Source organism: Roseiarcus sp. (assembly GCF_052145395.1).
In the GTDB taxonomy this organism is placed as follows: Bacteria; Pseudomonadota; Alphaproteobacteria; order Rhizobiales; family Beijerinckiaceae; genus Roseiarcus.
This window is the reverse complement of record NZ_JBKQOT010000281.1, coordinates 1-22,576: the sequence shown is the minus strand read 5'-3', so window position 1 is coordinate 22,576 and position 22,576 is coordinate 1. Positions and strand designations below refer to the sequence as shown.

Sequence of the window (22,576 nt, the reverse complement as noted above, 5' to 3'; positions counted from 1 at the left end):
CCCCCCGACAAGCCAACCGCCGTCTGGATCAATCCGCCCCAAATCAAGCCTGAAATCCAAGCCTAAATTACCAACCCAGGCGTCTCATTGTCGTTGACACGTTCCGTCTTTCTTCCTTCGAACCAAGGACTAGGTTTTCCGGCAAAATCTATCCCTTAGCGCCTCCTCCTATAATGGAAGAACTTGTCTCCTACGGCTCGAGGGAGGCGAGATAGGCAGCTGCCGTCAGCAGATCATCCGGGCCGAGGTTGGCGACGACGGCAGCCATGAGAGGAGTGCAAGTCCCCGACCTGTTGCCGTGCTGCATGTCATAGAGCTGGCGCGCGATTAGCTTGGTGAACGGCCAGCGAGCCTTGGCACGGGTCCCAGACCCCGCAGATCAAGTCCGTGGCACGCCGTACACGCGGTGACTTTGCCCCCACTCGCGGTGACCCCGTTCTCGACCAAGGCCTGCCCGGTCTTGACGCTGCCCGGAGGCACATAGGCGATGAATCCCGACCTGGGATTGCGCCGAATGTCAGTCTCGTCCGCATTCACGGGTGTTTCGATGATGCGTTGACCCAGCGGCTCGGTACCCGCATCCGCGCCCGCGAGCGTAAGGAACATCCCATTGGAGCCTCGGGTCTTTGGCGCCGTCTCACTTTCCACGACTTTGATCCAGGGTGTTGCCGGCATCGATGAAAAGTATTTTGCGGCCGCCTTGATTTCCTCGTCCGTCATCGCACTCGCAAATCCAGCCATCTGCGCGGTGTTGGCTTTTCTTGGATCCGAGGACTTTCTAGCGCCGCTCCGGAATTCGATCAGTTGCTGCACGATATATTCATACGCAAGTCCCGCGACGCTTGCGTTCTCTGGACGGCCCTTGCCGTTGGGATAGTGACAAAAGCCACAGGCCCAGATCTGCGGTTGGGCTGACTGTCTGCCATGGGCGACCACGTCAGGCATTGTCGGATGGTCATCAGGGAACCAGTCGGCTGGACCGAAGGGGTTGGCGATCTGAGCGCGGGTAAACGACAGTTTGGAAGCCGGCAGGCTCAGGAGCGTACTGTTATCGAGCCCGGTCGCAGGCGCAGGAACAGCTTGCAGCGTCCCTGGCGGCGGCGTCGTGAAGCCCCAGGCCCATGGGGGCGGCGCGTCATCGGCTCGAGCGCTCGCTATCCCTGAAAGCGCTGCAACCGCCAAAGCAGCCGCGACAACAGATTTTCTCACCGTCTCCTCCTCCCACTATTTCGACGCAGTTCGCGCCTTCATCTTTTGCGTGCTTGAGAAAATAAGATATCCGCGCCCGCGGACTTATGGGCGACCCGACGGCCGGACCGGCTAAGGCCTAAAGCGTGAGAGATGAGCTAGATTATGTTAGAATCTCGCCACGAATATTCTCTAAGTTCGCCGGAATTTGGGCAACATCAATCGCGTCATTAAGTAGGTCGCGACTTCTATCCCTTGCCAGGCTGGCGGACTGCGCCTCGGCGGATTGCGGCGACTTGGAACTCAATAGAAGGCGGCCGCTGATTCAAGCGGCCGCCGTGCGGAACGCAGTGCCCGGTTCAGCGAACTTTCGCGATTGATCAATGGCGAAATACCCGCAAGGGTCGTGCGCCGTGCAAAGGCGGTCCTTTCCAGGGGGTGCAAGTCCCACGCGGCAATCGCTCCAGCCGCGACCAACCGGAGCCGTCATGGAGCCGTCGGCAACGAAATGGCCTTCGGTGTAGCGGGTCACGAATGGGCGACAGTGCGCGTGTGCGGGACGCAACGCGAGTGAAGGCCAGAGCAATCCCCGAAATGGCCAATGCGCAGGCCCGCGATCCGAATGACCGCTTTTATGTCGATTCGCGACGTTGAATCGGCCGCTTCGGGCCGGCTCCGGGCCGTCGATCCCCTCGTCTACGGGCGCCTGTTCAGGCAACCCTTGGCGACCCGGATCAGCCCGCGGTCTTGGCGAGCGCGGCGACGATTGCGTCGCCCATCTCCTGGGTTGAGACGAGCGTGCAGCCGTCGCTCTTGATGTCGGCGGTGCGGACCCGGTCCGCCAGCACGGCGGCGATGGCGGCGTCGAGGCGGTCGGCGGCCTCACTCAAGCCAAAGGAATAACGGAGCGCCATGCCGAAAGAGGCGATCATCGCGATCGGATTCGCAAGGCCCTTGCCGGCGATATCGGGCGCCGAACCGTGGACGGGCTCATAGAGTGCGCTCCGCTTGCCGGTCTTGGGGTTCGCGTCGCCGAGCGAAGCGGACGGCAGCATGCCGAGCGACCCGGTGAGCATCGCAGCGACGTCGGAGAGAATGTCGCCGAACAGGTTGTCGGTGACGATCACGTCGAACTGCTTCGGCCAGCGAACGAGCTGCATGCCGAGCGCGTCGGCGAGTTGGTGCTCGAGCTGGACGTCCTTGAATTCCCGCGCGTGGAGCGCGGTGATCACCTCGTTCCACAGCACGCCGGACTTCATCACGTTGTGCTTTTCCCCCGAGGTCACCTTGTTGCCGCGCTTGCGGGCGAGGTCGAAGGCGACGCGGCCGATTCGCTCGATTTCGTAGGTGTCATAGACCTGCGTGTCGATCGCGCGCTTCTGGCCGTTGCCGAGGTCGATGATCTGTTTCGGCTCGCCGAAATAGACTCCGCCGGTGAGCTCGCGGACGATCATGAGGTCGAGCCCCTCGACCACCTCGGGCTTCAGCGACGAGGCCGAAGCGAGAGCCGGGTAGCAGACCGCAGGCCGGAGGTTGGCGAAAAGGCCGAGATCCTTGCGCAGACGCAACAGGCCCGCCTCCGGGCGCACCTCGTAGGGCACGGAGCCCCATTTCGGTCCGCCGACCGCGGCCAGCAGCACCGCATCGGCCGCGGCGGCATGGCTCATGTCGTCTTCGCTGATGGCTTGGCCGTGCGCGTCGTAGGCGCATCCGCCGACGAGGCCCTTTTCGATTTCGAACCTCGCGAGGCCCTCGGATTCGAACTGTTTGATCACCTTCTCGACTTCGGCCATCACTTCGGGGCCGATTCCATCGCCGGGAAGAAGGAAGAGATGATAGGAGTTCATGGACGTATCTTGACCGATGAGGCGGGTGAGGGAAGACGCACGGTTAGACGATTTCGATCGCCGACGAAAGCGCCGTCCGCTCGGATAAAGGCCCGCGGCGAGCCTCGGTGCGACGCGCCCTCGCGCGGCGCATGGGATTGGAGCCAAAACCCTCGATGAGCACAATCACTTCGTCCGCCGCCGACGGCTTCATCGACCGCCTGCCCGCGAACGTCCGGTTCTTCCTCGTGCATGGGAGCGATGAAGGGCTGGCGCACGAACGGGTGAAGGCCATCGTCCGCAAACTGGTCGGCGTGGACCCCGATCCGCTGCGCCTCGTCCGGCTGGAAGGGGACGCGCTGGCGCGCCGTCCGGACGGCCTCGCGGAAGAGGCCTACGCCGTATCGATGTTCGGCGGCAGCCGGGTAATCTGGATCGACGCGCAGGGGAGGGATCTCATGCCCGCTCTGGAGCCGCTGTTCGCCCGCCCCCCGGCGGAATGCGCGATCGTAATCAAGGCGCCGCAGCTCAAGAAGGGCCATGCGCTGCGAACCGCCTTCGAGAAGATAGCCAATGTGGCGTCGATCGAATGCTACTCGGACGAACCCAAAGCGCTCGGACTGCTGATCGACGCCGAAGTCGGCAACGCCGGGCTGACGATCGCGCCCGACGCCAGGGCGGCGCTGATCGACGAACTCGGCGCCGACCGGCAAACGAGCCGGGCGGAAATCGCCAAGCTCATCCTGTTCGCCGGCGGGAAACCCAGGATCGAACTGGACGACGTGCGCGCGATCGTCTCCGACGCGGCGCCGTCGCCGCTCGACGATCTCGTGGACCAGGCGCTGGTCGGCGATCTGCAACAAGCGGCCGATTCCAGCGCCCGTTACTTCAACGAAGGAGGGGACGCGGACCCGTTGATCGTCCGCCTGGTCGCCCGTCTGACACTGCTGCATCGGCTTAGGCTGGAGATGGAAGCCGGCCATTCCTTCGACGCCGCCTGCCAGACCTTGTACGTCAGGCTGCCGCCGGACGCGCGGCGCTCGCTGGCCAAGGCGGCGGAGCGGTGGACTTCGGAGGCGATCGCACAGCGTCTTCCGAATGTCCGTGCGGTGAGCGCCAAAGTGCGGATCTCGCCGGAGCTGTCGGACCTCCTGGCGAGCCGCGCGCTCTGGGCTTTGGCGTCGCGACGCCGGCCTGCGCAGTGAAGGCTGCCGCGCTTTCGTCGGTGGAATCCGCGTTTTGGACGACTCTAACGCGGCGCCGGCTGACAGAGTCGCCGGCAGAAATCGTCGAGTTGATCAAAATTGCGGAAGGCGATGCGCATCTCTCCGCTTTCGCCGGCGTGGCGGATGATGACCTTCGCGCCGAGCGCCAGTCCGAGCTTGTGCTCAAGGGCGAGCGTGTCGGCGTCGACCTTGGGCGGCTCTTTTTTGGCTCGCGCCGCCCTGCCGGCGTTCTCACCGAGGCGCTCGACGTCCCGGACCGTCAGACCTTCGGACACGATCCGGTCGGCGGTCGCGTCAGGGCGCGCCACGGCCAGCAGGGCCCGGGCGTGACCCGCCGAGATTCTGCCCTCCGCCAACAGCTTGCGACTATGCTCGGGCAGGTCGGTGAGTCGCAGCGTATTGGCGATATGGCTGCGGCTTTTGCCGACGATCCGCGCGATGTCGGCGTGGGAATAGCCGTAGTCGGCGCCAAGCTCGGCGTAACCCGCCGCCTCCTCGAGCGCGTTGAGGTCGGCGCGCTGCACGTTCTCGATGATGGCGATCTCGAGCGCCTCCCGATCGCCGGCTTCGATCACGACAATCGGGACGTCATGCAGCTCGGCGCGCTGCGCCGCCCGCCATCGGCGCTCGCCCGCGACGATCTCATAGGCATCGGCGACGCGCGGAATGGCGCGCACCAGGATCGGCTGAATGACGCCGCGCTCCCGGATGGACGCGGCAAGTTCGTCGAGTTCCGCCTCGTCGAAGCGTTTGCGGGGATTGCGGGGATTGGGTCTCAGGAATTCGATCGGCGCTTTCCGGGCGCCGCGCGCTCCCGCCGCTTCGCCCTCTTCCTGCGTCGCGCCGAGGAGAGCGGCGAGCCCCCGTCCGAGGCGTGGCCTGTGTTCCGAGCGGCCAAGATCTTCGGCCATGCTTATGTTGCTCCCGTTGGCTCCCGGCGCCCGTTAGGCGCGCCGCCAGCGCCCTTCGCGTTGAATGACTTCCGAAGCGAGCTTGAGATAGGCTTGGCTTCCCGCGCAGCGCAGATCGTAGAGCAGGGCTGGCTTGCCGTGCGACGGCGCCTCAGAGATGCGGACATTGCGCGGAATCACGGTGTCGTAGACCTTATCGCCCATGTGCGCGCGGACGTCGGCGACGACCTGCCCGGCAAGGCTGTTGCGTGGATCGAACATCGTCAGCACGACGCCGTGAATGGTCAGCGCGGGATTCAAGGTCCGCCGCACCTGTTCCACCGTCGTCAGGAGCTGCGATAGGCCTTCGAGCGCGAAGAATTCGCACTGTAGAGGGACGACGACAGCGTCCGCCGCCGCCAGGGCGTTGATTGTCAGCAGGTTGAGCGAGGGCGGGCAATCGACGAGCACGTAGCTAATTGGTTCCGGACGATCCCGGTCCGCGGCAAAAAAGGTCTGCAACGCCTTGCGCAGCTTGTAGGAGCGATCGCTGTCGCCGGAGATTTCCAGCTCCACGCCGAGCAGGTCCATGGTCGAAGGCGCGATGCTGAGGCGCGGCACGGCGGTGGGTGTGATGACATCGCGCAGGGTTCGCTCCCCGATGAGCGCGTCGTAGCTCGAGGTCACCCGGCTCTTGCGGTCGATCCCGAGGCCGGTCGAAGCGTTGCCCTGAGGGTCGAGGTCGATGACCAGCACGTGTTCGCCGATCGCCGCGAGCGCGGTGCCGAGGTTGATGGCGGTCGTGGTCTTCCCGACCCCGCCCTTCTGGTTGGCCATCACCAGCACCCGCGGCCGGGCCGCGGTGTCCGGCGTGGGGTCCTGGAAGGTGGTGGAGGCCATGGCGCTAGCTCTTCCGGACTCTGAGGATCGCGGCCTCGGCGTCGATGACGCTCCGGATCGTCTCGATTGCATAATGTGGCGGCGCAGGCTCCCGATCGGGTTCCTTCACTGCCGATCTGCCGCGCGGAAACAAACCGACCGCTCCAGTTTCCAGCCATGGTTTGGCGAATTCGAGCGTCTTCAGCAAGGGGGCGAACGCCCGTGCCGTCACGCAGTCCACAGCTCCGACGTCGTTCGGCGCGAGCGATTCGATGCGGACCGGATGGATGACAGCGGGCGCCCGGGTCGCGCGCGCGGCCTCCCGAAGGAAGGCGCACCGGCGCCGGTCGCTGTCGACACAATGAACGACGGCCCCGGCCACGTCGGCGAGCTGAATTGCGACGATAAGACCCGGGAAGCCGGCGCCCGAGCCCATGTCGAGCCATCGAGTCGCGCCCTGCGACAGGGCGAGGAGCTGGGCGCTGTCGGCGATGTGGCGCGTCCACACGTGGGGAAAGGTCGATTCGGAAATGAGATTCGTCGCCCTGCGCCAGCGCGCGAGCAGCTCGACAAAGGCGGCGAACCGCTCCTCCGTTTCACGTGAAACAAGCACAAGGCTCAACGCCAGACGCCGATCCTCGCCTATCCGGTTGGGTTCGCCGGCCTCGGATAAGGGCGTCGGCCGCCGTGCGCCTGTCGCCCTCATGTTCCGGCCTTGACTGTCGTCCCTCTCGCGGAGGCGCGCCGCGCGTGCGCGGCGAGCACCGCCAGCGCTGCTGGCGTGACGCCCTCGATGCGCTGAGCCTGGCCGAGACTCCGCGGCCGCGCCGTCGAGAACTTCTGCCGCATCTCGCGGGAGAGACCGGGAAGCTCAGCATAGTCGATGTCCTGAGGCAGCAGCAGGCCGTCGTCGCGACGATACCGCGCAACCTCTTCCGCCTGCCTCTCGACATAGACCGCATATTTGGCGTCGGCCTCCAAGCGCGTCACCAGGCTCGCAGGGATCGCCGCCAATTCCGGCCAGACGGTCGCGAGCGCCGAAAGCGGGAACTGCGGCTGCGCCGCAAGTTCGAACGCCGAGCGGCGCGTTCCATCTTGATTGACCGCGATGCCGAACGATTCCAGTGTCGCGGGAGACGCTATCGCACCCTTGAGCAAGGCGCGCGCGGCGTTCAACTGCTCCTGCGTTCGGCGATTGAGCTCAGCTCGTCGGGCGCGGACGCAGCCCAGGATAACGCCCTTTTCGGTCAAACGCTCGGCGGCGTTGTCGGCGCGAAGGGACAGCCGGAACTCGGCGCGAGAGGTGAACATCCGATAGGGTTCGCTGACGCCGTGGGTCGTCAGGTCGTCGATCATGACCCCGAGGTAGGAGTCCGCGCGGTCGAAGGTCGCCGCGCTCGAGCCGCCCGCGGTCCGCGTCGCATTGATTCCGGCGACCAACCCCTGCGCCGCCGCTTCCTCATAGCCGGTGGTGCCATTGATCTGGCCGGCGAGGAACAGCCCGCGAAAGCGGCGCGCTTCGAGCGTCGGCTCCAGGCCCCTCGGATCGACGTAATCATATTCGATTGCGTAGCCCGGGCGCAGGATGCGCGCGCGTTCAAGGCCCGGGATCGTCGCGACGAGCGCCCGCTGCGTTTCGACCGGCAATGAGGTCGAAATGCCGTTGGGGTAGACCGTCGGATCGTCGACGCCCTCCCGCTCGAGAAAGATCTGGTGGCTCTCCCTGTCCGTGAAGCGGACAACCTTGTCTTCGATCGAGGGGCAATAGCGCGGGCCTCGTCCGGAGATCGAGCCTGAGTAAACGGCGGACCGGTGCGAGTCGGCCCGCACGATTCGATGGGTCTCGGAGGTGGTCCGCGTGATGTAGCAGGGCAGTTGAGGCGCCGCGATCGCTTCGGTATCGACGGAAAAGAACTCCGGCGGGTCGTCGCCATGCTGGATTTCCAGCGTCCCCCAATCGATGGTCGTCCCGTCGAGCCGCGGCGGGGTCCCGGTCTTGAGGCGCCCGAAAGCGAAGCCCGCGCCCTCCAGACTTTGCGCGAGCGACACGGAGGGCCGCTCGCCGAACCGGCCGGCTGGCGTCCGGACCTCGCCCAGGTGGATCACCCCGCGCAGGAACGTGCCGGTGGTGAGCACGACCGCGCGGCACGGGAACGCGCGGCCATCGGCGAGCTCCACACCTGAGACGACGCCGTTCTCGGACCGAACGCCTGACGCCTCACCCTCGACCACCGTGAGGTTCGGCGTATTCTCGATCAACGTGCGCATCGCCCGCCGATAAAGCGCGCGGTCGGCCTGCGCCCGCGGCCCCTGCACGGCAGGACCCTTGCGGCGGTTGAGGACCCGGAACTGGATGCCGGCCGCGTCTGCGGCCCGGCCCATGACGCCGTCCAACGCGTCAATCTCGCGAACCAGGTGACCCTTGCCGATGCCGCCGATCGCCGGATTGCACGACATCTCACCGACCGTCGCGGCGCGATGCGTGATCAGCGCGGTCGACGCGCCGCAGCGCGCGGCTGCCGCCGCCGCTTCGCAGCCGGCATGGCCACCGCCGATAACGATGACGTCAAAGCCGCTCATGTTCATCTTGAGTGTTTCACGTGAAACAGACTCTTCTCTCACTTGCCGACGCACAGCCGGGAGAAGATCTCCCCCAGCACGTCCTCAACCCCGATTCGCCCGACCACCCGGTCCATGGCGGCGGCGGCGCGGCGGAACTCCTCAGCGACGAGTTCGAGCTCGGCCGGCTCCGACGACAGCACCGTGGCCAGCGCGCGCCTTGCGGCAAGGAACGCCTCGCGATGCCTCGCCAAGGTCAGCACCGCAGGCTCCCCGGACGACAGGCCTGCGACCGCAAGATCGGCGATCGAATCGAGGAGCACGTCGATCCCATCGCCGGTCTTCGCCGATATGGCAAATTGCGCGCCGGACGTCGAGTACGACGCGCCGCCCGCAATGTCGGATTTCGTCCGCACGAAGAGGGCGGGCCCAGGTGCCGCCGCGGGCCCCTGTTGTTGACCGTCGTCAAGCCACAAGGTCAAATCGGCATGCTCGGCCCGCTGCAGCGCCCGGCGGACGCCCTCCTGTTCGATCGGGTCCTCAGTCGCCCGAATTCCCGCCGTATCGACCAGGATCACCGGATAGCCCCGGAGGTCAAGCGCGACCTCGATCGGGTCTCGCGTTGTCCCGGCAAATGGCGAAATGATCGCCACGTCCCGACCGGCGATCGCGTTCATCAGGGTCGACTTGCCGACGTTGGGCGGCCCTGCGATCACCACGACGAAGCCCGACCGCAGCCGCTCGGCCGCATGCGCGCTCGCCAACGCGCGATCGATGCGGTCCACTGCGGCGCGAGCCGCCTCGCGGAGGGAATCGGCCGTCAGCCCTGCGGCGTCCTCGGCATCGGAAAAATCGAGTTGCGCCTCGACCGTCGCCATGGCGTCGAGCAGCAGGCCGCGGATCGCCTCGCACTCGAGCTTGAGCGCGCCGCCGGCGATTCTCTGTGCCTGCCGGCGCTGGGCCTCGGTCTCCGCGTTGACGAGATCGGCGAGGCCCTCGGCTTCCGACAGGTCCATCTTCCCGTTCAGGAAGGCGCGCCAAGCGAATTCGCCGGGCTCCGCGGGGCGCAGCCCGGACACCGACGCGAGCGCTCGCGCCACGGACGCGGGAACGGCTCGGCCACCGGTGACGTGCAGTTCCGCCACGTCCTGCCCGGTGAAGCTACGCGGGGCCACAAATCGCGTGACCAGGGCCCGATCGAGCGAAGCGCCCGACGCGGGTTCCCGCAGCGTCCGCAGCACCGCCGTTCGATCCGGAAAGACCGCGCCCGGGACGAGAGCGTGAAGCGCCTCGGAGCAGCGCGGCCCGGAAATGCGAAAGACCGCGATCGCCGCTTTCCCGACGCCACTCGCCTGGGCGAAAATCGTGTCCCGATCATTGGCGAACACCGCGGCTTGGCCTCCTGATGCAGGGGCGCCGGCCTCTCTGGTTCAGCGCGCTATTTCGACGGCGGGGTGCAGACGACGTATTTGTCGACAATCGCCTCGTGGTCGCCCTGCTTTTCCCGCTGGTAATAGAGATAGCAGATGCTCAGCGCTCCGGTCCGGTAGTTCACCCGAAAAACGCCGCCCTCCTGCTCGTGGCGCGTGGCGATCAGCCCATAGTCTCCCGGCTCCTGTCCGGTAGCGCCCTCACCGGATCGAAAGCAGTCGGTGACGCCGAAGGCTCCGGGACCGACGTCCGTGCGGCCGGGGCTGCGGGCGAATTCGCAGGCGATGATGTCCCCAGTCAACTTGTCAACCCTGTAGACCACAGAAAGGTTGATCTGCGGAGCGGGGAGGAACTCGTACTGGCTGGCGCCGACCGCCGGCGGCGCAGCCATCGTGGCCCCCGCCAGCGTCAATACTATCGCCCTTATCGCCGCGACCGTTCGCGCCATTCCTCGTCTCCGCCAAACCGAATCACCGATGCGGGATATTATCGCGGGTTTCGTATGGCGGCAGTCCGGTCGCAGAGCTTCGTCACTTCGTCAGAACGTCTTTCGAAGCGACGGTCGAGTCCGCGTTCAGCCGGTAAACCAGCGGCACGCCCGTCGCGAGCTCCATCGTCGGAATGGTCTCAGGCGTCAAACGGTCGAGCACCATGACCAGAGCCCGCAGGCTGTTGCCGTGGGCCGCGACCAGCACGTGCTTGCCGCGCAGCACTTCCGGCAGGATATGCTGGCAGTAGTACGGCAGCGCCCGCGCCACCGTATCCTTTAGGCTTTCGCCGCCCGGCGGCGGGACGTCGTAGCTCCGGCGCCAGAGATGGACCTGCTCCTCGCCCCATTTCTTCCGAGCGTCGTCCTTGTTGAGCCCGCAGAGATCGCCATAATCGCGCTCGTTCAGCGCCTGGTCGCGATGCTCGGGCAGTCCTGTCTGGCCCATCTCGTCCAAGGCCAAGGATAGCGTGTGCTGCGCCCGGGTCAGCGCGGAGGTATAGGCGACGTCGAACGTGATCCCGTGCGCCTTCATGCGCCGTCCCGCCTCTTTCGCCTCCTCGACGCCGGTCGGCGACAAGTCCGGATCGCGCCAGCCGGTAAAGAGGTTCTTCAGGTTCCAGTCGCTCTGACCGTGGCGCAGGAGGACGAGCAGGCGTTCGCTATTCGGCATCGGACTTCACCAAGTTTGAGATCAGCGAGGATTTATTCCATCGGCTCCCTGGGCGCCAATGACCAAAACGACGCATGATCCGCGCAGCCGCGGGCCTGCCGCCTTGCGATCGGAGCGAGCGCCGGCTTCACCCCGGCGCGCCGGGCCCTCGGCAGGGCGTGGACGCCGACCGGCCGGTAGACCTGCTTCACCGCCTCGACGACATGAACGCCCGCAAAAGGAAAGCCGACCGCGGCGCCGACACGCTCGATCGTCGGCGCCGCGCGGATCACGGTGCGCCGATTTATCGGCGGCGCAAACAGCGCTTCTCCCCAGTACACCGGGGAAAACACGGCGCCCTGAAGGAGATCGCGAAGCTGCGTCTTGGAATAAGGCAGTCCGTGTCCGAAAGGGGTTGTGTCGACCCGCGCCCACACGCCCCGCCTCGAGGGCACGATCACCAGGACCCGTCCTTCGGGCGCGATGACACGCCAAACCTCCTCGAGCAGGACTCCGGGGCTTTGCGCCGCTTCGAGCGCGTGCGCAATCAAGAGCCGGTCGACGCTGTTGTCGGGCAAAGGCAGCATTTCCGCGTTCACGAGGGCGACCGCGCAGCGGTTCCGTTCGGGCCAGATCGCCGCCCCTTGTTCCGCCGGCATCAGGGAAAGGCTGCGCGCCGCCGTGTCGCGAAATCGGTCGAGGTACGGAGGACCGTAGCCCACCGCCGCGACGGTCATTCCGGCCGCCCCGAGCCAGCGCGCATGGATGATGCGGCCGATCAGCCGTCTCGCCAGATCGCCGAGAGGCGAACGGTAGAAGTCGCGCAAGCTTTGAGCTTCGGGAGGCATCGGGCGCCGGGCCGGATTTCAGGAGAGAATTCTGGACGATCGCCTCGGCTTTCGCAATCCCGCCGGGCGCGCGTGGCGAAAGCCCTCATTCTTTTCCGGCAAGCGACTCCAGCTTCCGCTGGATGTCGGAGAGTTGCTTGCGCAATTCCTCAATATCCTCGGACGCATTGGTTTTCTTGCCGCCCGCCTCCCCGCCCGCCAAGGACGCGGAGAAGGGTGTAAAAACACTAAGAGCCTGGTTGAACGCATTCAGGTTTTTCTGCGTCAATTCCTGCAGCGCCGCAAAGGATGCTCCAGCGGAAAAAGCGTCGGTGCCGAACATGCGATTGGCGGCTTCCCGCATGGCCTGTTTCTCTCCGCTGAACCGATCAATGGAAAACTCCAAGTAGCTCGGAAGAAGAGCCTGCATGCTGTCGCCGTAGAACCGAATCAGCTGCCGCAGAAACGTCGTCGGAAGCAGGGACTGGCCTTCAATGCCTTCCTGCTCGAAGATAATTTGGGTCAAAACCGATCTCGTGATGTCTTCGTTCGTTTTTGCGTCGTAGACAACGAAGTCCTCCCCGCTCTTTATCATTTTCGCGAGGTCGGCCAAAGTCACATAAGCGCTCGACGCAGTGTTATACAAGCGCCTGTTGGCGTACTTCTTGATCGTCGTCGGAGGATTATTCGCCATAAGATTGCGCGTCCCAGTGATACGCGGGCCCTGACGGGTCACATAAGATAGGCGGTTTTTCTGAGCCCCGGAACCCTCTTTTTTCGCTCTGCAACAGGCGAGTTCGCAACTGCCGCAACGCGTAACAGGGTTTTGCGGCGCCGGCCGCCTTGCGACAATCGGCTACTGGCGCCTCCTGAGCCGGATCGTGTAGACGTCGTCCCTCGACGCTATCCCAGGTTTGCGCCAGCCACGACTATGCACACAATCCCGATCATTACCTCTGGTGCGAAGGCGGCCGTCGAACTCTCGCAGTCGCGGCGCCGGTCTGGCGAAGCGGTCGTCCCGTTTCGTCTCAAACCCGGTGCAATCTTTCAACCATCAACGAACTCCGAGCAGACGATACGCCCCGATCGCCAAAAATCACTGGCGGCCGGCGTCTTCTCGGACTAGGCGTCATCAACCTCAAGGGAGGAAACAATGGCTAGAGTTGCAGTAGTCACCGGCGGCACGCGCGGCATCGGGGAGGCGATTTCCAAGGCGCTGAAGGCCGCGGGATATCAGGTCGCGGCGATCTATCATTCCAACGACGCGGCTGCGGAGAAGTTCAAGGCGGAAACCGGGGTTCACGTCTACAAGTGGAACGTCAGCGTCTATGAGGAATGCGTGGCGGGCCTTGCTCAGGTCGGGAAGGACCTCGGGCCGGTCGACATCCTGGTCAACAACGCCGGCATCACCAGGGACGTCATGTTTCACAAGATGACTCCGGACCAATGGTACGCCGTCATCAACACGAACTTGAACTCCCTGTTCAACATGTGCCGCCCGCTCATCGACGGAATGCGGGAGCGCGGATTCGGACGCATCATCACGGTCTCCTCGGTCATCGGCCAGAAGGGAAATCTAGGGCAGTCGAACTACGGGGCCGCCAAGGCCGGCGAAATCGGCTTCACCAAGTCGCTCGCGCTGGAGAACGCCACCAAGGGAATCACGGTCAACGCCATCTGCCCTGGCTATATCGCGACCGAGATGGTGAAGGCGGTGCCGAAGGACGTCCTGGACAAGGCGATTCTTCCCCAGATCCCGGTGCGCCGCCTGGGCGAGCCCGAGGAAATTGCGCGCTGCGTCGTGTTTCTCGCCGCCGACGAGGCTGGCTTCATCACCGGCTCGACGCTGTCCGCCAGCGGCGGCATGTACATGGCCTGATCCCTTCGTACGCGGATCTCGTCGTCCCGGTCGCTACGGAGCCGGGACGACGGTTCGACCCTTTTTTTCGAACGTCAAGATCCAGGCCGCCCGACTATCGGGCGGCTCTGGCCGCAAAACGTCGCTGTGTTGCATCGTTGAGCCAGCGCCGCGTCACGGTGTCGACAAGCGGCGAGAGGCTCTTGCGCACGCGCGCATGATACGCGTCGACCCACTTGATTTCGCTCACGTCCAAGAGCTTCCAGTCCACGAGCCGAAGGTCGATCGGGGCCAGCGTCAACGTCTCGAAGCCCAGCATCTCGCGCTCCGCGCCGGGTATCTCGCGCCGCTCGACGACCAGAAGGTTCTCGGTGCGAATGCCGAAGGCGCCAGCCGCGTAGTAGCCTGGTTCGTTCGACAGGATCATGCCGGGCGCGAGCGCGACCGTCCCCGTCTTGGAGATGCGCTGCGGACCCTCGTGGACCGACAGATACGACCCGACGCCATGCCCGGTGCCGTGATCGAAATCGGCCCCGACCTCCCACAGGGCCTCGCGCGCGAGCACGTCGATCTGCGCTCCGCTGGTCCCTCGCGGAAAAACAGCCCGCGCGATGGCGATATGACCCTTCAGGACTCGGGTGAACCGGTCGCGCATCAACGCAGTGGGGCGGCCGACTGCGATCGTCCGGGTGACGTCGGTCGTCCCGTCCTCATACTGCGCGCCGCTGTCGATCAGGAAGACCCCGCGTTCGATCTTGAGATTGCTCTGCACGCTCACGCGGTAGTGCGGTATCGCGGAGTTCGGCCCAGCCGCGGCGATGGTTGGAAAGGAGATGTCCTTCAACGCGCCGGTCGCGCGCCGAAACGATTCGAGCGCCTCGACGGCGTCGATCTCGGTCAACCGGCCCCGCGGCGCTTCCGCGTCGAACCAAGCTAGGAACCGAGCCAGCGCGGCGCCGTCGCGCTCGTGCGCAGCTCTCGCGCCCGTGAGCTCAGCCTTGTTCTTGGCGGCTTTCATCAAGCTGATCGGGTCCGCTCCAACATCCGCCTTTCCGCCTGCGGCCTCCAAGGTCTGCGTCAACAGCGCCGGCGCCGTCCCGCCGTCGAACAGAATGCGGACGGCCTGTCGTCCGAGACCCTCGATCAGCGCGACGAGCGTGTTCGGTTCGGCGAAGTCGACGTGATCGCTGAGCCCATCCCGAGCGGACGACGATAGTTTTTGGGATTCGATCAGAACAATCGGCCGCCCCTCACGCGGCACATAGGCGTACCCCAGCGGGAGGGGCGTATGGGACACATCCGCGCCGCGGATGTTGAATAGCCAGGCGAGATTGCTCGGATCACTGATCAAGAGTCCGTTGTCGCGCTTCAGCGCGCTCTTCACCCGCGCCACCTTGGCGCCGACCGGTTCGCCGGCAAACCGGACTTTATGCTGCGTAACGACCCCTTTCGGCGAGCCCGGACGGTCCCGCCAGATCGCGTCGATGGGATTCCGAGAGACGGCGACGAGCTCCGCGCCCGCCGTTTCGCAGGACGCCGAGAGCCGCTGCACGGATTCGGGCGTATGCAGGAGCGGATCGTAACCCAGCCGCTCTCCCTTGCGCAGGACCCGGTTGAGCCATTCCGTCGGCGGCTCGTCGACGACGTGCCGGATCTCGAACACTGCGCCGTCGACCTGCGACCTCGCCTGCTCCGTATAGCGTCCGTCGACAAACACCGCCGCTTCATCCCTCAGCACGACTGCGATGCCTGCCGTGCCCGAGAAACCGGTCAACCACAGCAACCGCTCGGCGTTTGCCGGCACATATTCGTTCTGATGCTCATCCGCCCGCGGAACGATGAATCCATCCAGACTGTCGGCCTTGAGGACCCGGCGCAATTCGGCCGTCCTCGCGGCCCCGTGCTTTGGGCCGCCCACGTCGACGAACGACTGAAATCGGCTTTCGAACACGGCAACCTCCCGATCCGTCGCAAACTTGTCGAACGTCGCAGCTTACGCAGCGTCCTGCGCTGTCACGACGCGACCGATGAACGGCAGCTCTCGATAGTAATGCGCAACGTCCATGCCGTAGCCGACCACAAAAACGTCGGGGCAGACGAACCCGACGAAGTCAGCATTCACGGGAACGGCGCGTTTGCCCGGCTTCTCCAACATCGTGCAGATCAATACCCGCCGTGCGCCGCGAGCGGCCAGGAGATCCTTGGCGAAAGCCAGGGTGCGTCCCGATTCGAGGATGTCGTCAACCAAAAGAACGTCTCGATCCCGAACTGGCGAATCGATGTCGCGAAGGATCCTGACCGTTCCGCTCGAGATTGTGCCGTCGAGGTAGCTCGATAGGTGAAAGAACTCGACCTGCGGCTCCAGACCGGCCCGATGCAGCGCGCGCAAAAGATCGGCTGCGAACATGAAGGAACCCTTCAGGATCGCGACCACAAGCAGGTCCCTCGGCTCGGCCGCCGCAATTTGCTTGGCGAGCGCCTCTGTGCGCTCGGCGATCGCCGCTTCGTCGAAAAGCACTTTGACGCGTCTTTCCCCGCTCATGAACCGACCTCGACCGAAAAGTCTTTGTGTTCCGAACCGTCACAAACTACGACCATAGCGGTCGTCGATTGCGTTTTCCAAGGGAGACATTCCCTTCCCGTCAAGCCCGCTTTCCCCCCGCGACCGCGAGTCGGGGCTCGATTGCCGATCCGCAACCCCTTAATGACAGTTCGAACGCAACCACCCCACATTCTCCGTACCGGCGCTTCATGATCCAGGTTTCCGCCCCGACGATCGACTCGACTGCCCCTTCCGCGCCGCGCCGCGGCGGCCGACCATCGTGTCCCCGCGTCTTCGATTTCTGAAGACAAGCCCGTCGTCGCCTGTTCGAGCGGCTGTTTCTCTTTCCCGGTGGCGCCTTTGCTTCGCTTCGAAAACGTCGGCCTGCGTTATGGAATGGGCGAGGACGTCGTTAGCGACCTCAACTTCTCAATCGCGCCGCAGAGCTTCCAGTTCCTGACCGGACCATCGGGCGCCGGCAAGACGACGCTTTTGCGCTTGATGTTACTGTCGCTGCGGCCCACGAGGGGGACGATCCACATCTTTGGTCAGGATGCGGCGACGCTGACCAAGCAGGAATTGACCGCGCTGCGCCGGCGGATTGGCGTCGTCTTTCAGGATTTCCGTCTGCTGGACCATCTCACCACCTACGAGAACGTCGCGCTCCCTCTCCGCGCCCTGGGCCGGGCGGAGTCGAGCTATCGAGCCGAGGTTCTGGAACTCCTGCGCTGGGTCGGCCTCGGCCAGCGCATGAACGCCGTCCCGCCGGTTCTCTCCGGTGGGGAAAAGCAGCGCGCTGCGATCGCACGGGCGTTGATTGTCCGTCCCGAACTGCTGCTGGCGGATGAGCCGACCGGGAATGTCGACCCGGGGCTGGCGCGCCGCCTGCTCCGCCTGTTCGTCGAACTGCATCGCCTCGGAACGGCCGTCGTGATCGCGACCCACGACCTGCAGCTGATGGATCAATTCGGTTTTGCGCGTCGACTCGTCGTCGGCGACGGTAAGCTCACCATATTCGAAGGCGCTTCCGAATGACCGAGCCGACGGACGACGCCACCCATGCGCCTCCGATCGAGCCGGCGGTGGATCGCCGCATGCCGCTCATTCCGCGCGATTCCATCGCCGGACGGGCGCTGGTCGTCGTCGTCGCCATCATGACATTTTTGGCCTGCCTAACCGCCGGCGCCGCCCTGCTCGTCGCCCAGGCGTCGCAAACTTGGCGAACCGACGTGCTTCGCGACGTCCTGATCCAGGTGAAGCCCGGCGAGAACGACGACGCCGACCGCCTCGTCGACAAAGTCGCGGCGATCGCCGGGAAAGCGGCGGGCGCCGGGAACGTTCACGCCTATACCGCCGACGATTCGCGCAAACTTCTTCAGCCATGGCTCGGCGAGGGGCTCGACCTGACTGTTCTGCCGGTGCCGCGCATCATCGTCGTTCGCATGGACCGCGAGAGCGACGCCGATGTCGCCGCTCTGCGGGCCACCCTGGCGCAAGATGCGCCGCAGGCGGACCTCGACGACCATCGCGTGTGGGCATCCCGAATCGGCGTCATGGCCGGCGCGGTCGTCGCCGTAGCGTCGGCGCTGTTCGTTCTGGTCATGGTCGCTATGGCGACGGCGATCGGATTCGCCACTCGCGGCGCCGTCGCCGAAAATCGTGAGATCGTTGAGGTCCTGCACTTCGTCGGCGCCTCTGACCGATTCGTCGCCAATCAGTTTCATGGCCACTTCCAACGCCTTGGCCTTCAGGGCGCGGCGATTGGCGGAGGGTCGGCGATCGCCTTTTTCCTCGGCGCGACGGCGCTATCGCAGTGGTCGGCGAACTCTCCCGGCGGCGCTGAGATCGCCGCCCTGTTTGGAGCTTTCGCGCTCGGCCCGTCGGGTTACGGCGGACTTTTCCTGGTCGCGGGCGCCGTCACAGTCCTCACCGGTCTGCTTTCCCGCCGGATCGTGCTCCGTCACCTTCGTGCGCTGCAATGATGCTACTCCTTATAAACCCCGTCGTTCGTCAAAGATCCTTCCGTCATGCTCGTCGTCCGCTCGATCGCGTTCAATGTCCTGTTCTATCTGACGTTGCTGGTTCTGATGGTCGTCGGCCTGCCGGCGATGCTCGGCGGCCGGCGCGCGGTGTTCGCGCTGGCCAACGTCTGGCGCGCCGCATCAATCTGGCTTCTGCAGACGATCTGCGGACTTAAGGTCGAGTATCGCGGGACGGAAAACATCCCGGCGGGCGCGGTCCTGATCGCCGCCAAGCATCAGTCGTTTCTCGAGACTTTCGCGCTGCTCAAATACGCGCCCGACTTCGCAATCATTCTGAAGCGCCAACTCACCTACATTCCGTTTTTTGGCCTCTATCTGATCGTTTCCAAGCAAATCGCAATCGACCGCGCGCGCGGCCGGCAGGCGTTGCAGCAGATCGTGGACGCGTCCAGGTCGGTTTTCGCAGCGGGTCGGCAGATTTTCATCTATCCCGAGGGCACTCGACGCCCACCCGGCGCCCCGCCGAAGTACAAGGCGGGCGTCGCCGCCATTTACGAGGGCAACTCCGTCCCCTGCCTTCCCGTGGCGGTCAATACCGGCCTCTTCTGGCGGCGGCGCAGCTTCCTTCGCCGACCCGGCCTCGCCGTCATCGAATATCTGCCGCCGATTCCCCCCAGCCTTCCCCGCGAGGCTTTTGCGGCCAGGCTGCAGGACGAGATCGAGTCCGCTAGCGATCGACTGAACGCTGAGGCGGTCGCCGTTGATCCTTCACTCAAGGCGGTCATCGAGGACGGAGCGAATTACGACCGCGCAAACAAGGCTTAAGCTTGACGTCGATCCTTGGATGTTCTACTTATGTTCCCGTTACGTCAAAGGCGGGAATCCATGGTGTCTTACGATGCCGGCGTCGAAGTCAACGGTCTTCTCGAATCGCCTCAACCGTGGATCGGACCGCCGACCACACTTGTCGACTGCTCGCCGAGAGGCCTCAGCGCCCTGACGCACTCGCCTCTGGCGTCGCGATTTTTCTGCTGGCAGGGCCTGTCCGGCAAAGGCTACATTTTTTCGGTCTACGCCGCGTCAGACTGTCCGGCCTTCTGCGACGCCATTCTTCTGGCGGTGGCGCGCGACAAACGCGGCGTCCGGCGCATTCTGACGGTGATGGACACCGGCGCCTTTCCGGAGCCCGTTCTGGTTCGCGCTGAGCGGGAGTTTGGCGCCTCTGCAGACACGCTCGAGTTCCATGTCCATATGCTGGCGCGGTCCGTCGCGGAGCGCCGGTCTGTGCTCGGAGACCTCAAAGCTGCGTTTCAGCTTTGTCTGCGCCCTGACGGCCGATAGTCGCGCCCACGGCCGAGTCAAGCTCGTCGTCCTGGCGCATTCTCCCCGGGGCCCCGTCGCCCGAAGTCCGGCGCGGCCGTCTCCTGACCCTGCGCGACGATTCCTAAGCGGATCGCCCGCGTCCGAGTGAAAAGATCGAACAGGCCGTCGCCGTCGCCGCGGCGGATCATTCTCTGCAGCGCCGTCAGATCCTCGCTGAACCGACCGAGCATCTCGAGAACGGCCTCCTTGTTATGGAGGAAGACGTCGCGCCACATCGTCGGATCCGAGGCCGCGATTCGCGTGAAGTCGCGGAAGCCGCCAGCGGAGAACTTCATGACTTCCGACTGGGTGACGTCCTCGAGATCGGCCGCCGTCCCCACAATGTTGTAGGCGATCAGATGGGGCACGTGACTGGTGATCGCGAGGACAAGATCGTGGTGCGCAGCGCCCATGATTTCCACGTTGGCGCCGATCGCCTCCCACAGCGCCCGGACTTTTCCGACCGCCGCGGCGTCGGCGCTCGCCGGCGGCGTGAGAATGGACCACCGGTTGACGAACAGGGTTGCGAAGCCGGCGTCCGGCCCCGATTGCTCCGTCCCGGCGACCGGATGCGCCGGAACGAGTTTGGCATGGGTCGGCAGCAGGGGTTCGAGCTCGGCGATGACGGCTCCCTTCACCGACCCCACGTCCGAAACGATCGCGCCATGCTTCAAGGCCGGGGCGATGGCGCGTCCGATAGCGCCGGTCGCCCCGACAGGGGCGCACAATAGTACGCAGTCGGCGCCGCGCACGGCTTCTGTGACGTCCGCAGTGTACCGATCCCCGAGCGCCAAAGCCTCCGCGCGCGCCAGCGTCTCGTCCGAAGCGTCGGCGATGACAATCCAGCGGGCGCCATTCTGCTTCCGGATCGCGCGCGCCAGCGATGACCCGATCAGGCCGATACCGATGATCGCCAACTCGTCGAAAATCGGCTCGTCGAGCGGCGGCCCGAGCCGCTCAGCCACGTCCGCCCCTCACGAATTCGGTGAGCGCCTCGACGACGCCGCGGTTGGCTTCTTCGCCGCCGACCGTCAGCCGCAGGCATTGCGGCAGGCCGTAGGCGCTGACCGCGCGGAGGATATAGCCGCGCGCACTCAAGTAAGCGTCTGCCTCTGCAGCGCTCCCGACGCCATTCTCGCCAAACCCCAGGAGAAGGAAATTCGCAACGCTCGGCGTGACTTCGATCCCGAGCCTCCCGATCGATTCCGCGAGCCACGGCAACCAGTGGGCGTTGTGCTCAATTGCCGCCTCGATATGCGTGACATCCTCGATGCTGGCGACGCCGGCGGCGATCGCCGGCCCATTCAGATTGAACGGACCACGAACCCGATTGATGGCGTCGGCCACATGCCGTGGTCCGTAGGCCCAGCCGATACGCAGGCTCGCGAGGCCGTGGATCTTGGAGAAGGTCCGCGTCATGACGACGTTCTCGCACGTCGCGGCGAGCTCGACCCCGCTGGCATAATCGTTTCGCGGCACATATTCGGCGTAGGCCGCGTCGATTACCATGAGGCAGTCGCCCGGCAAGCCTGCGTGAAGCCGTTTGACCTCCGAGTACGGGACATAGGTTCCGGTCGGATTGTTCGGATTGGCGAGATAGACGATCTTTGTCCGCGGGCTGACCTTCGCGAGCAGCGCGTCCACGTTCGCCGTTCGGTTCGTCTCTTTCGCGGTGACCGGCACCCCGGCCGCTGCGCGGATCGAAATCGGATATTCGAGAAATCCGTGCTCGCTGTAGAGTCCCTCGTCGCCGGGCCGCAAGAACACATGCGCCAGCAAGGCCAGGATCTCGTCAGAGCCGTTGCCGCAGAGAATGCGTTCAGGGTCGAGGCCCAAGCGGCGGCCGATCGCCTCGCGCAACGCACGCGCTGAGCCGTCAGGGTAGAGCGCCAGATCGCGCGAAGAGGCCTGGAACGCCCCGATCGCCCGGGGCGATGGCCCGAGCGGCGATTCGTTCGACGACAGCTTATGAACTCTTGCGACCCCCTGCACCCGGCTCTTGCCGGGCACGTAAATATCAATCCCGAGGATTTCGGAACGGGGCTCGGGGCGTAGCGCGGCTGTGGACATGATCTCTCGATAGACTCAAGCGCGGTTCGGACGCAACGCCGATGCGTCGAATCGCGCGGCATGAGATCCAATCTCCACGCTTCGCACGTCGGCGCCCCCGGCGCCGCGCAGAGTCGCCGCGATCAGACTGGGTTCAACTCCGCCCGGCCGGCCGACAAGCAGACTGAGCCCCATCGAGGCTGCCGCGGAGCCGACAATTTCCGCTCCAACGCCCCGCAAGGCAAAAGTGTAATCCGGCCGCCATCGATCGAGGCTGATCGCCTCGAGCACCACGTCGCGGGCGCCGCCGTCGGCCAGGGGCTGGGAAATGACGAAAACCGGCATCCCGGCGGGATGGTCGGACCGCTCCACGAATGGCAGCCTGGCGATGATCTTGGGCGCCTCCCGCGGCGTGAGGCGGGTCCACCAGGAGTCCGCCCGGGGTCCGCCGTCGACCGCGAACATGCCGAGATCCCCGGTCGATCCAGCCACGGCCTGAATGACGTCGGCTGCGCTGAGATGGGGCACACAGGGGACGGTGAAGCCAAAATGGAACCGCGCGGAATCGCGCATCGCGGCGTCGCCGCGCGATACGTCGACATGCACGCTGTAAGGCGCCTGCATATAGGTGAAGGTCGAGATGATGATCCGCCAGATGCCCTCCACTGTGTCCAGCGGCAAATGGCCGCGGTGCCGCTCGGCGATCGCTCGCATCATCGAGGCCTCGCGAGCAGGTCGGAAAGCCGAACCGCCGCCCTGGGCCGCCTTGATCTCGATCAGCCGGTCGACGACCCGCCCGCGCTCCATCAGGAGTTCGT

22 protein-coding genes are annotated in these 22,576 nt (G+C 65.1%); 6 read left to right on the top strand and 16 right to left on the bottom strand.

Going from position 1 to position 22,576, the window contains the following annotated elements; translation table 11 throughout:
* Nucleotides 1-327: 327 nt before the first annotated feature.
* Together ACLP25_RS09510 and leuB are read right to left on the bottom strand one after the other, a co-directional pair.
* Nucleotides 328-1,209, bottom strand: coding sequence for a c-type cytochrome (locus ACLP25_RS09510; RefSeq protein WP_442468958.1), 882 nt, complete (start codon nucleotides 1,207-1,209; stop codon nucleotides 328-330).
* Between the two features lie 713 nt (nucleotides 1,210-1,922).
* Nucleotides 1,923-3,035, bottom strand: coding sequence for a 3-isopropylmalate dehydrogenase (leuB, locus tag ACLP25_RS09505; protein ID WP_442468957.1), 1,113 nt, complete (start codon nucleotides 3,033-3,035; stop codon nucleotides 1,923-1,925).
* Between the two features lie 155 nt (nucleotides 3,036-3,190).
* On the opposite strand from leuB, the gene holA reads away from it, so the two are divergent.
* Entirely contained in the window at nucleotides 3,191-4,219 is a 1,029-nt protein-coding gene (gene holA, locus ACLP25_RS09500) for a DNA polymerase III subunit delta (RefSeq protein ID WP_442468956.1), read from the top strand.
* Nucleotides 4,220-4,263: 44 nt separating this feature from the next.
* On the opposite strand, the gene ACLP25_RS09495 is transcribed toward holA, so the two are convergent.
* The 9 genes from ACLP25_RS09495 to ACLP25_RS09455 form a co-directional block, all read right to left on the bottom strand.
* A complete protein-coding gene (locus tag ACLP25_RS09495; protein ID WP_442468955.1) occupies nucleotides 4,264-5,151 on the bottom strand; it encodes a ParB/RepB/Spo0J family partition protein in 888 nt (295 codons plus the stop codon).
* A gap of 33 nt (nucleotides 5,152-5,184) precedes the next feature.
* Entirely contained in the window at nucleotides 5,185-6,030 is an 846-nt protein-coding gene (locus tag ACLP25_RS09490) for a ParA family protein (protein ID WP_442468954.1), read from the bottom strand.
* Between the two features lie 4 nt (nucleotides 6,031-6,034).
* A complete protein-coding gene (locus ACLP25_RS09485; RefSeq protein WP_442468959.1) occupies nucleotides 6,035-6,622 on the bottom strand; it encodes a 16S rRNA (guanine(527)-N(7))-methyltransferase RsmG in 588 nt (195 codons plus the stop codon).
* An 89-nt stretch (nucleotides 6,623-6,711) separates the two neighbouring features.
* The gene (mnmG, locus tag ACLP25_RS09480; RefSeq protein WP_442468953.1) at nucleotides 6,712-8,589 is read right to left on the bottom strand and encodes a tRNA uridine-5-carboxymethylaminomethyl(34) synthesis enzyme MnmG; all 1,878 of its coding nucleotides are present in this window, start codon (nucleotides 8,587-8,589) and stop codon (nucleotides 6,712-6,714) included.
* Between the two features lie 38 nt (nucleotides 8,590-8,627).
* Nucleotides 8,628-9,956, bottom strand: coding sequence for a tRNA uridine-5-carboxymethylaminomethyl(34) synthesis GTPase MnmE (gene mnmE / locus ACLP25_RS09475; protein WP_442468952.1), 1,329 nt, complete (start codon nucleotides 9,954-9,956; stop codon nucleotides 8,628-8,630).
* Nucleotides 9,957-10,006: 50 nt separating this feature from the next.
* Nucleotides 10,007-10,447, bottom strand: coding sequence for a hypothetical protein (locus ACLP25_RS09470; protein ID WP_442468951.1), 441 nt, complete (start codon nucleotides 10,445-10,447; stop codon nucleotides 10,007-10,009).
* Nucleotides 10,448-10,529: 82 nt separating this feature from the next.
* Nucleotides 10,530-11,159 carry a 2,3-bisphosphoglycerate-dependent phosphoglycerate mutase gene (locus tag ACLP25_RS09465; protein WP_442468950.1) on the bottom strand — a complete coding sequence of 210 codons (630 nt, stop codon included), beginning with the start codon at nucleotides 11,157-11,159 and terminating at the stop codon, nucleotides 10,530-10,532.
* A gap of 32 nt (nucleotides 11,160-11,191) precedes the next feature.
* Nucleotides 11,192-11,965 carry a class I SAM-dependent methyltransferase gene (locus ACLP25_RS09460; RefSeq protein ID WP_442468949.1) on the bottom strand — a complete coding sequence of 258 codons (774 nt, stop codon included), beginning with the start codon at nucleotides 11,963-11,965 and terminating at the stop codon, nucleotides 11,192-11,194.
* A gap of 106 nt (nucleotides 11,966-12,071) precedes the next feature.
* The gene (locus tag ACLP25_RS09455) at nucleotides 12,072-12,584 is read right to left on the bottom strand and encodes a polyhydroxyalkanoate synthesis repressor PhaR (protein ID WP_442468948.1); all 513 of its coding nucleotides are present in this window, start codon (nucleotides 12,582-12,584) and stop codon (nucleotides 12,072-12,074) included.
* Nucleotides 12,585-13,118: 534 nt separating this feature from the next.
* Between ACLP25_RS09455 and phbB the strand changes: the two genes are divergently transcribed.
* Nucleotides 13,119-13,844: an acetoacetyl-CoA reductase gene (gene phbB / locus ACLP25_RS09450; RefSeq protein ID WP_442468947.1), complete on the top strand. Its 726-nt coding sequence runs from the start codon at nucleotides 13,119-13,121 to the stop codon at nucleotides 13,842-13,844.
* A 94-nt stretch (nucleotides 13,845-13,938) separates the two neighbouring features.
* Here phbB and ACLP25_RS09445 read toward each other — a convergent pair whose 3' ends face one another.
* Both ACLP25_RS09445 and hpt read right to left on the bottom strand, forming a co-directional pair.
* Entirely contained in the window at nucleotides 13,939-15,774 is a 1,836-nt protein-coding gene (locus ACLP25_RS09445) for an aminopeptidase P family protein (protein ID WP_442468946.1), read from the bottom strand.
* A gap of 42 nt (nucleotides 15,775-15,816) precedes the next feature.
* Nucleotides 15,817-16,365, bottom strand: a complete 549-nt coding sequence (gene hpt / locus ACLP25_RS09440; RefSeq protein WP_442468945.1) for a hypoxanthine phosphoribosyltransferase — start codon at nucleotides 16,363-16,365, stop codon at nucleotides 15,817-15,819.
* A 360-nt stretch (nucleotides 16,366-16,725) separates the two neighbouring features.
* On the opposite strand from hpt, the gene ftsE reads away from it, so the two are divergent.
* The 4 genes from ftsE to ACLP25_RS09420 are packed head-to-tail and all read left to right on the top strand — an operon-like array spanning nucleotide 16,726 to nucleotide 19,688.
* Entirely contained in the window at nucleotides 16,726-17,400 is a 675-nt protein-coding gene (gene ftsE, locus ACLP25_RS09435; RefSeq protein ID WP_442468944.1) for a cell division ATP-binding protein FtsE, read from the top strand.
* Nucleotides 17,397-18,347 (top strand): cell division protein FtsX, encoded by a 951-nt coding sequence (locus ACLP25_RS09430; protein WP_442468943.1) that lies wholly within the window; start codon nucleotides 17,397-17,399, stop codon nucleotides 18,345-18,347. The genes ftsE and ACLP25_RS09430 overlap by 4 nt, the downstream gene beginning before the upstream one ends.
* 45 nt (nucleotides 18,348-18,392) lie before the next feature.
* Nucleotides 18,393-19,172: a lysophospholipid acyltransferase family protein gene (locus tag ACLP25_RS09425; RefSeq protein WP_442468942.1), complete on the top strand. Its 780-nt coding sequence runs from the start codon at nucleotides 18,393-18,395 to the stop codon at nucleotides 19,170-19,172.
* 60 nt (nucleotides 19,173-19,232) lie between these two features.
* Nucleotides 19,233-19,688: a hypothetical protein gene (locus ACLP25_RS09420; RefSeq protein WP_442468941.1), complete on the top strand. Its 456-nt coding sequence runs from the start codon at nucleotides 19,233-19,235 to the stop codon at nucleotides 19,686-19,688.
* Between the two features lie 17 nt (nucleotides 19,689-19,705).
* Here ACLP25_RS09420 and ACLP25_RS09415 read toward each other — a convergent pair whose 3' ends face one another.
* From ACLP25_RS09415 to ACLP25_RS09405, 3 genes are all read right to left on the bottom strand, one after another.
* The gene (locus tag ACLP25_RS09415) at nucleotides 19,706-20,674 is read right to left on the bottom strand and encodes a prephenate/arogenate dehydrogenase family protein (RefSeq protein ID WP_442468940.1); all 969 of its coding nucleotides are present in this window, start codon (nucleotides 20,672-20,674) and stop codon (nucleotides 19,706-19,708) included.
* Complete coding sequence (locus ACLP25_RS09410) at nucleotides 20,667-21,779, bottom strand: pyridoxal phosphate-dependent aminotransferase (protein ID WP_442468939.1); 1,113 nt, start codon at nucleotides 21,777-21,779, stop codon at nucleotides 20,667-20,669. The genes ACLP25_RS09415 and ACLP25_RS09410 overlap by 8 nt, the downstream gene beginning before the upstream one ends.
* A 15-nt stretch (nucleotides 21,780-21,794) precedes the next feature.
* The coding region (locus ACLP25_RS09405) for a chorismate mutase (RefSeq protein ID WP_442468938.1) at nucleotides 21,795-22,576 on the bottom strand (782 nt) is incomplete at its 5' end.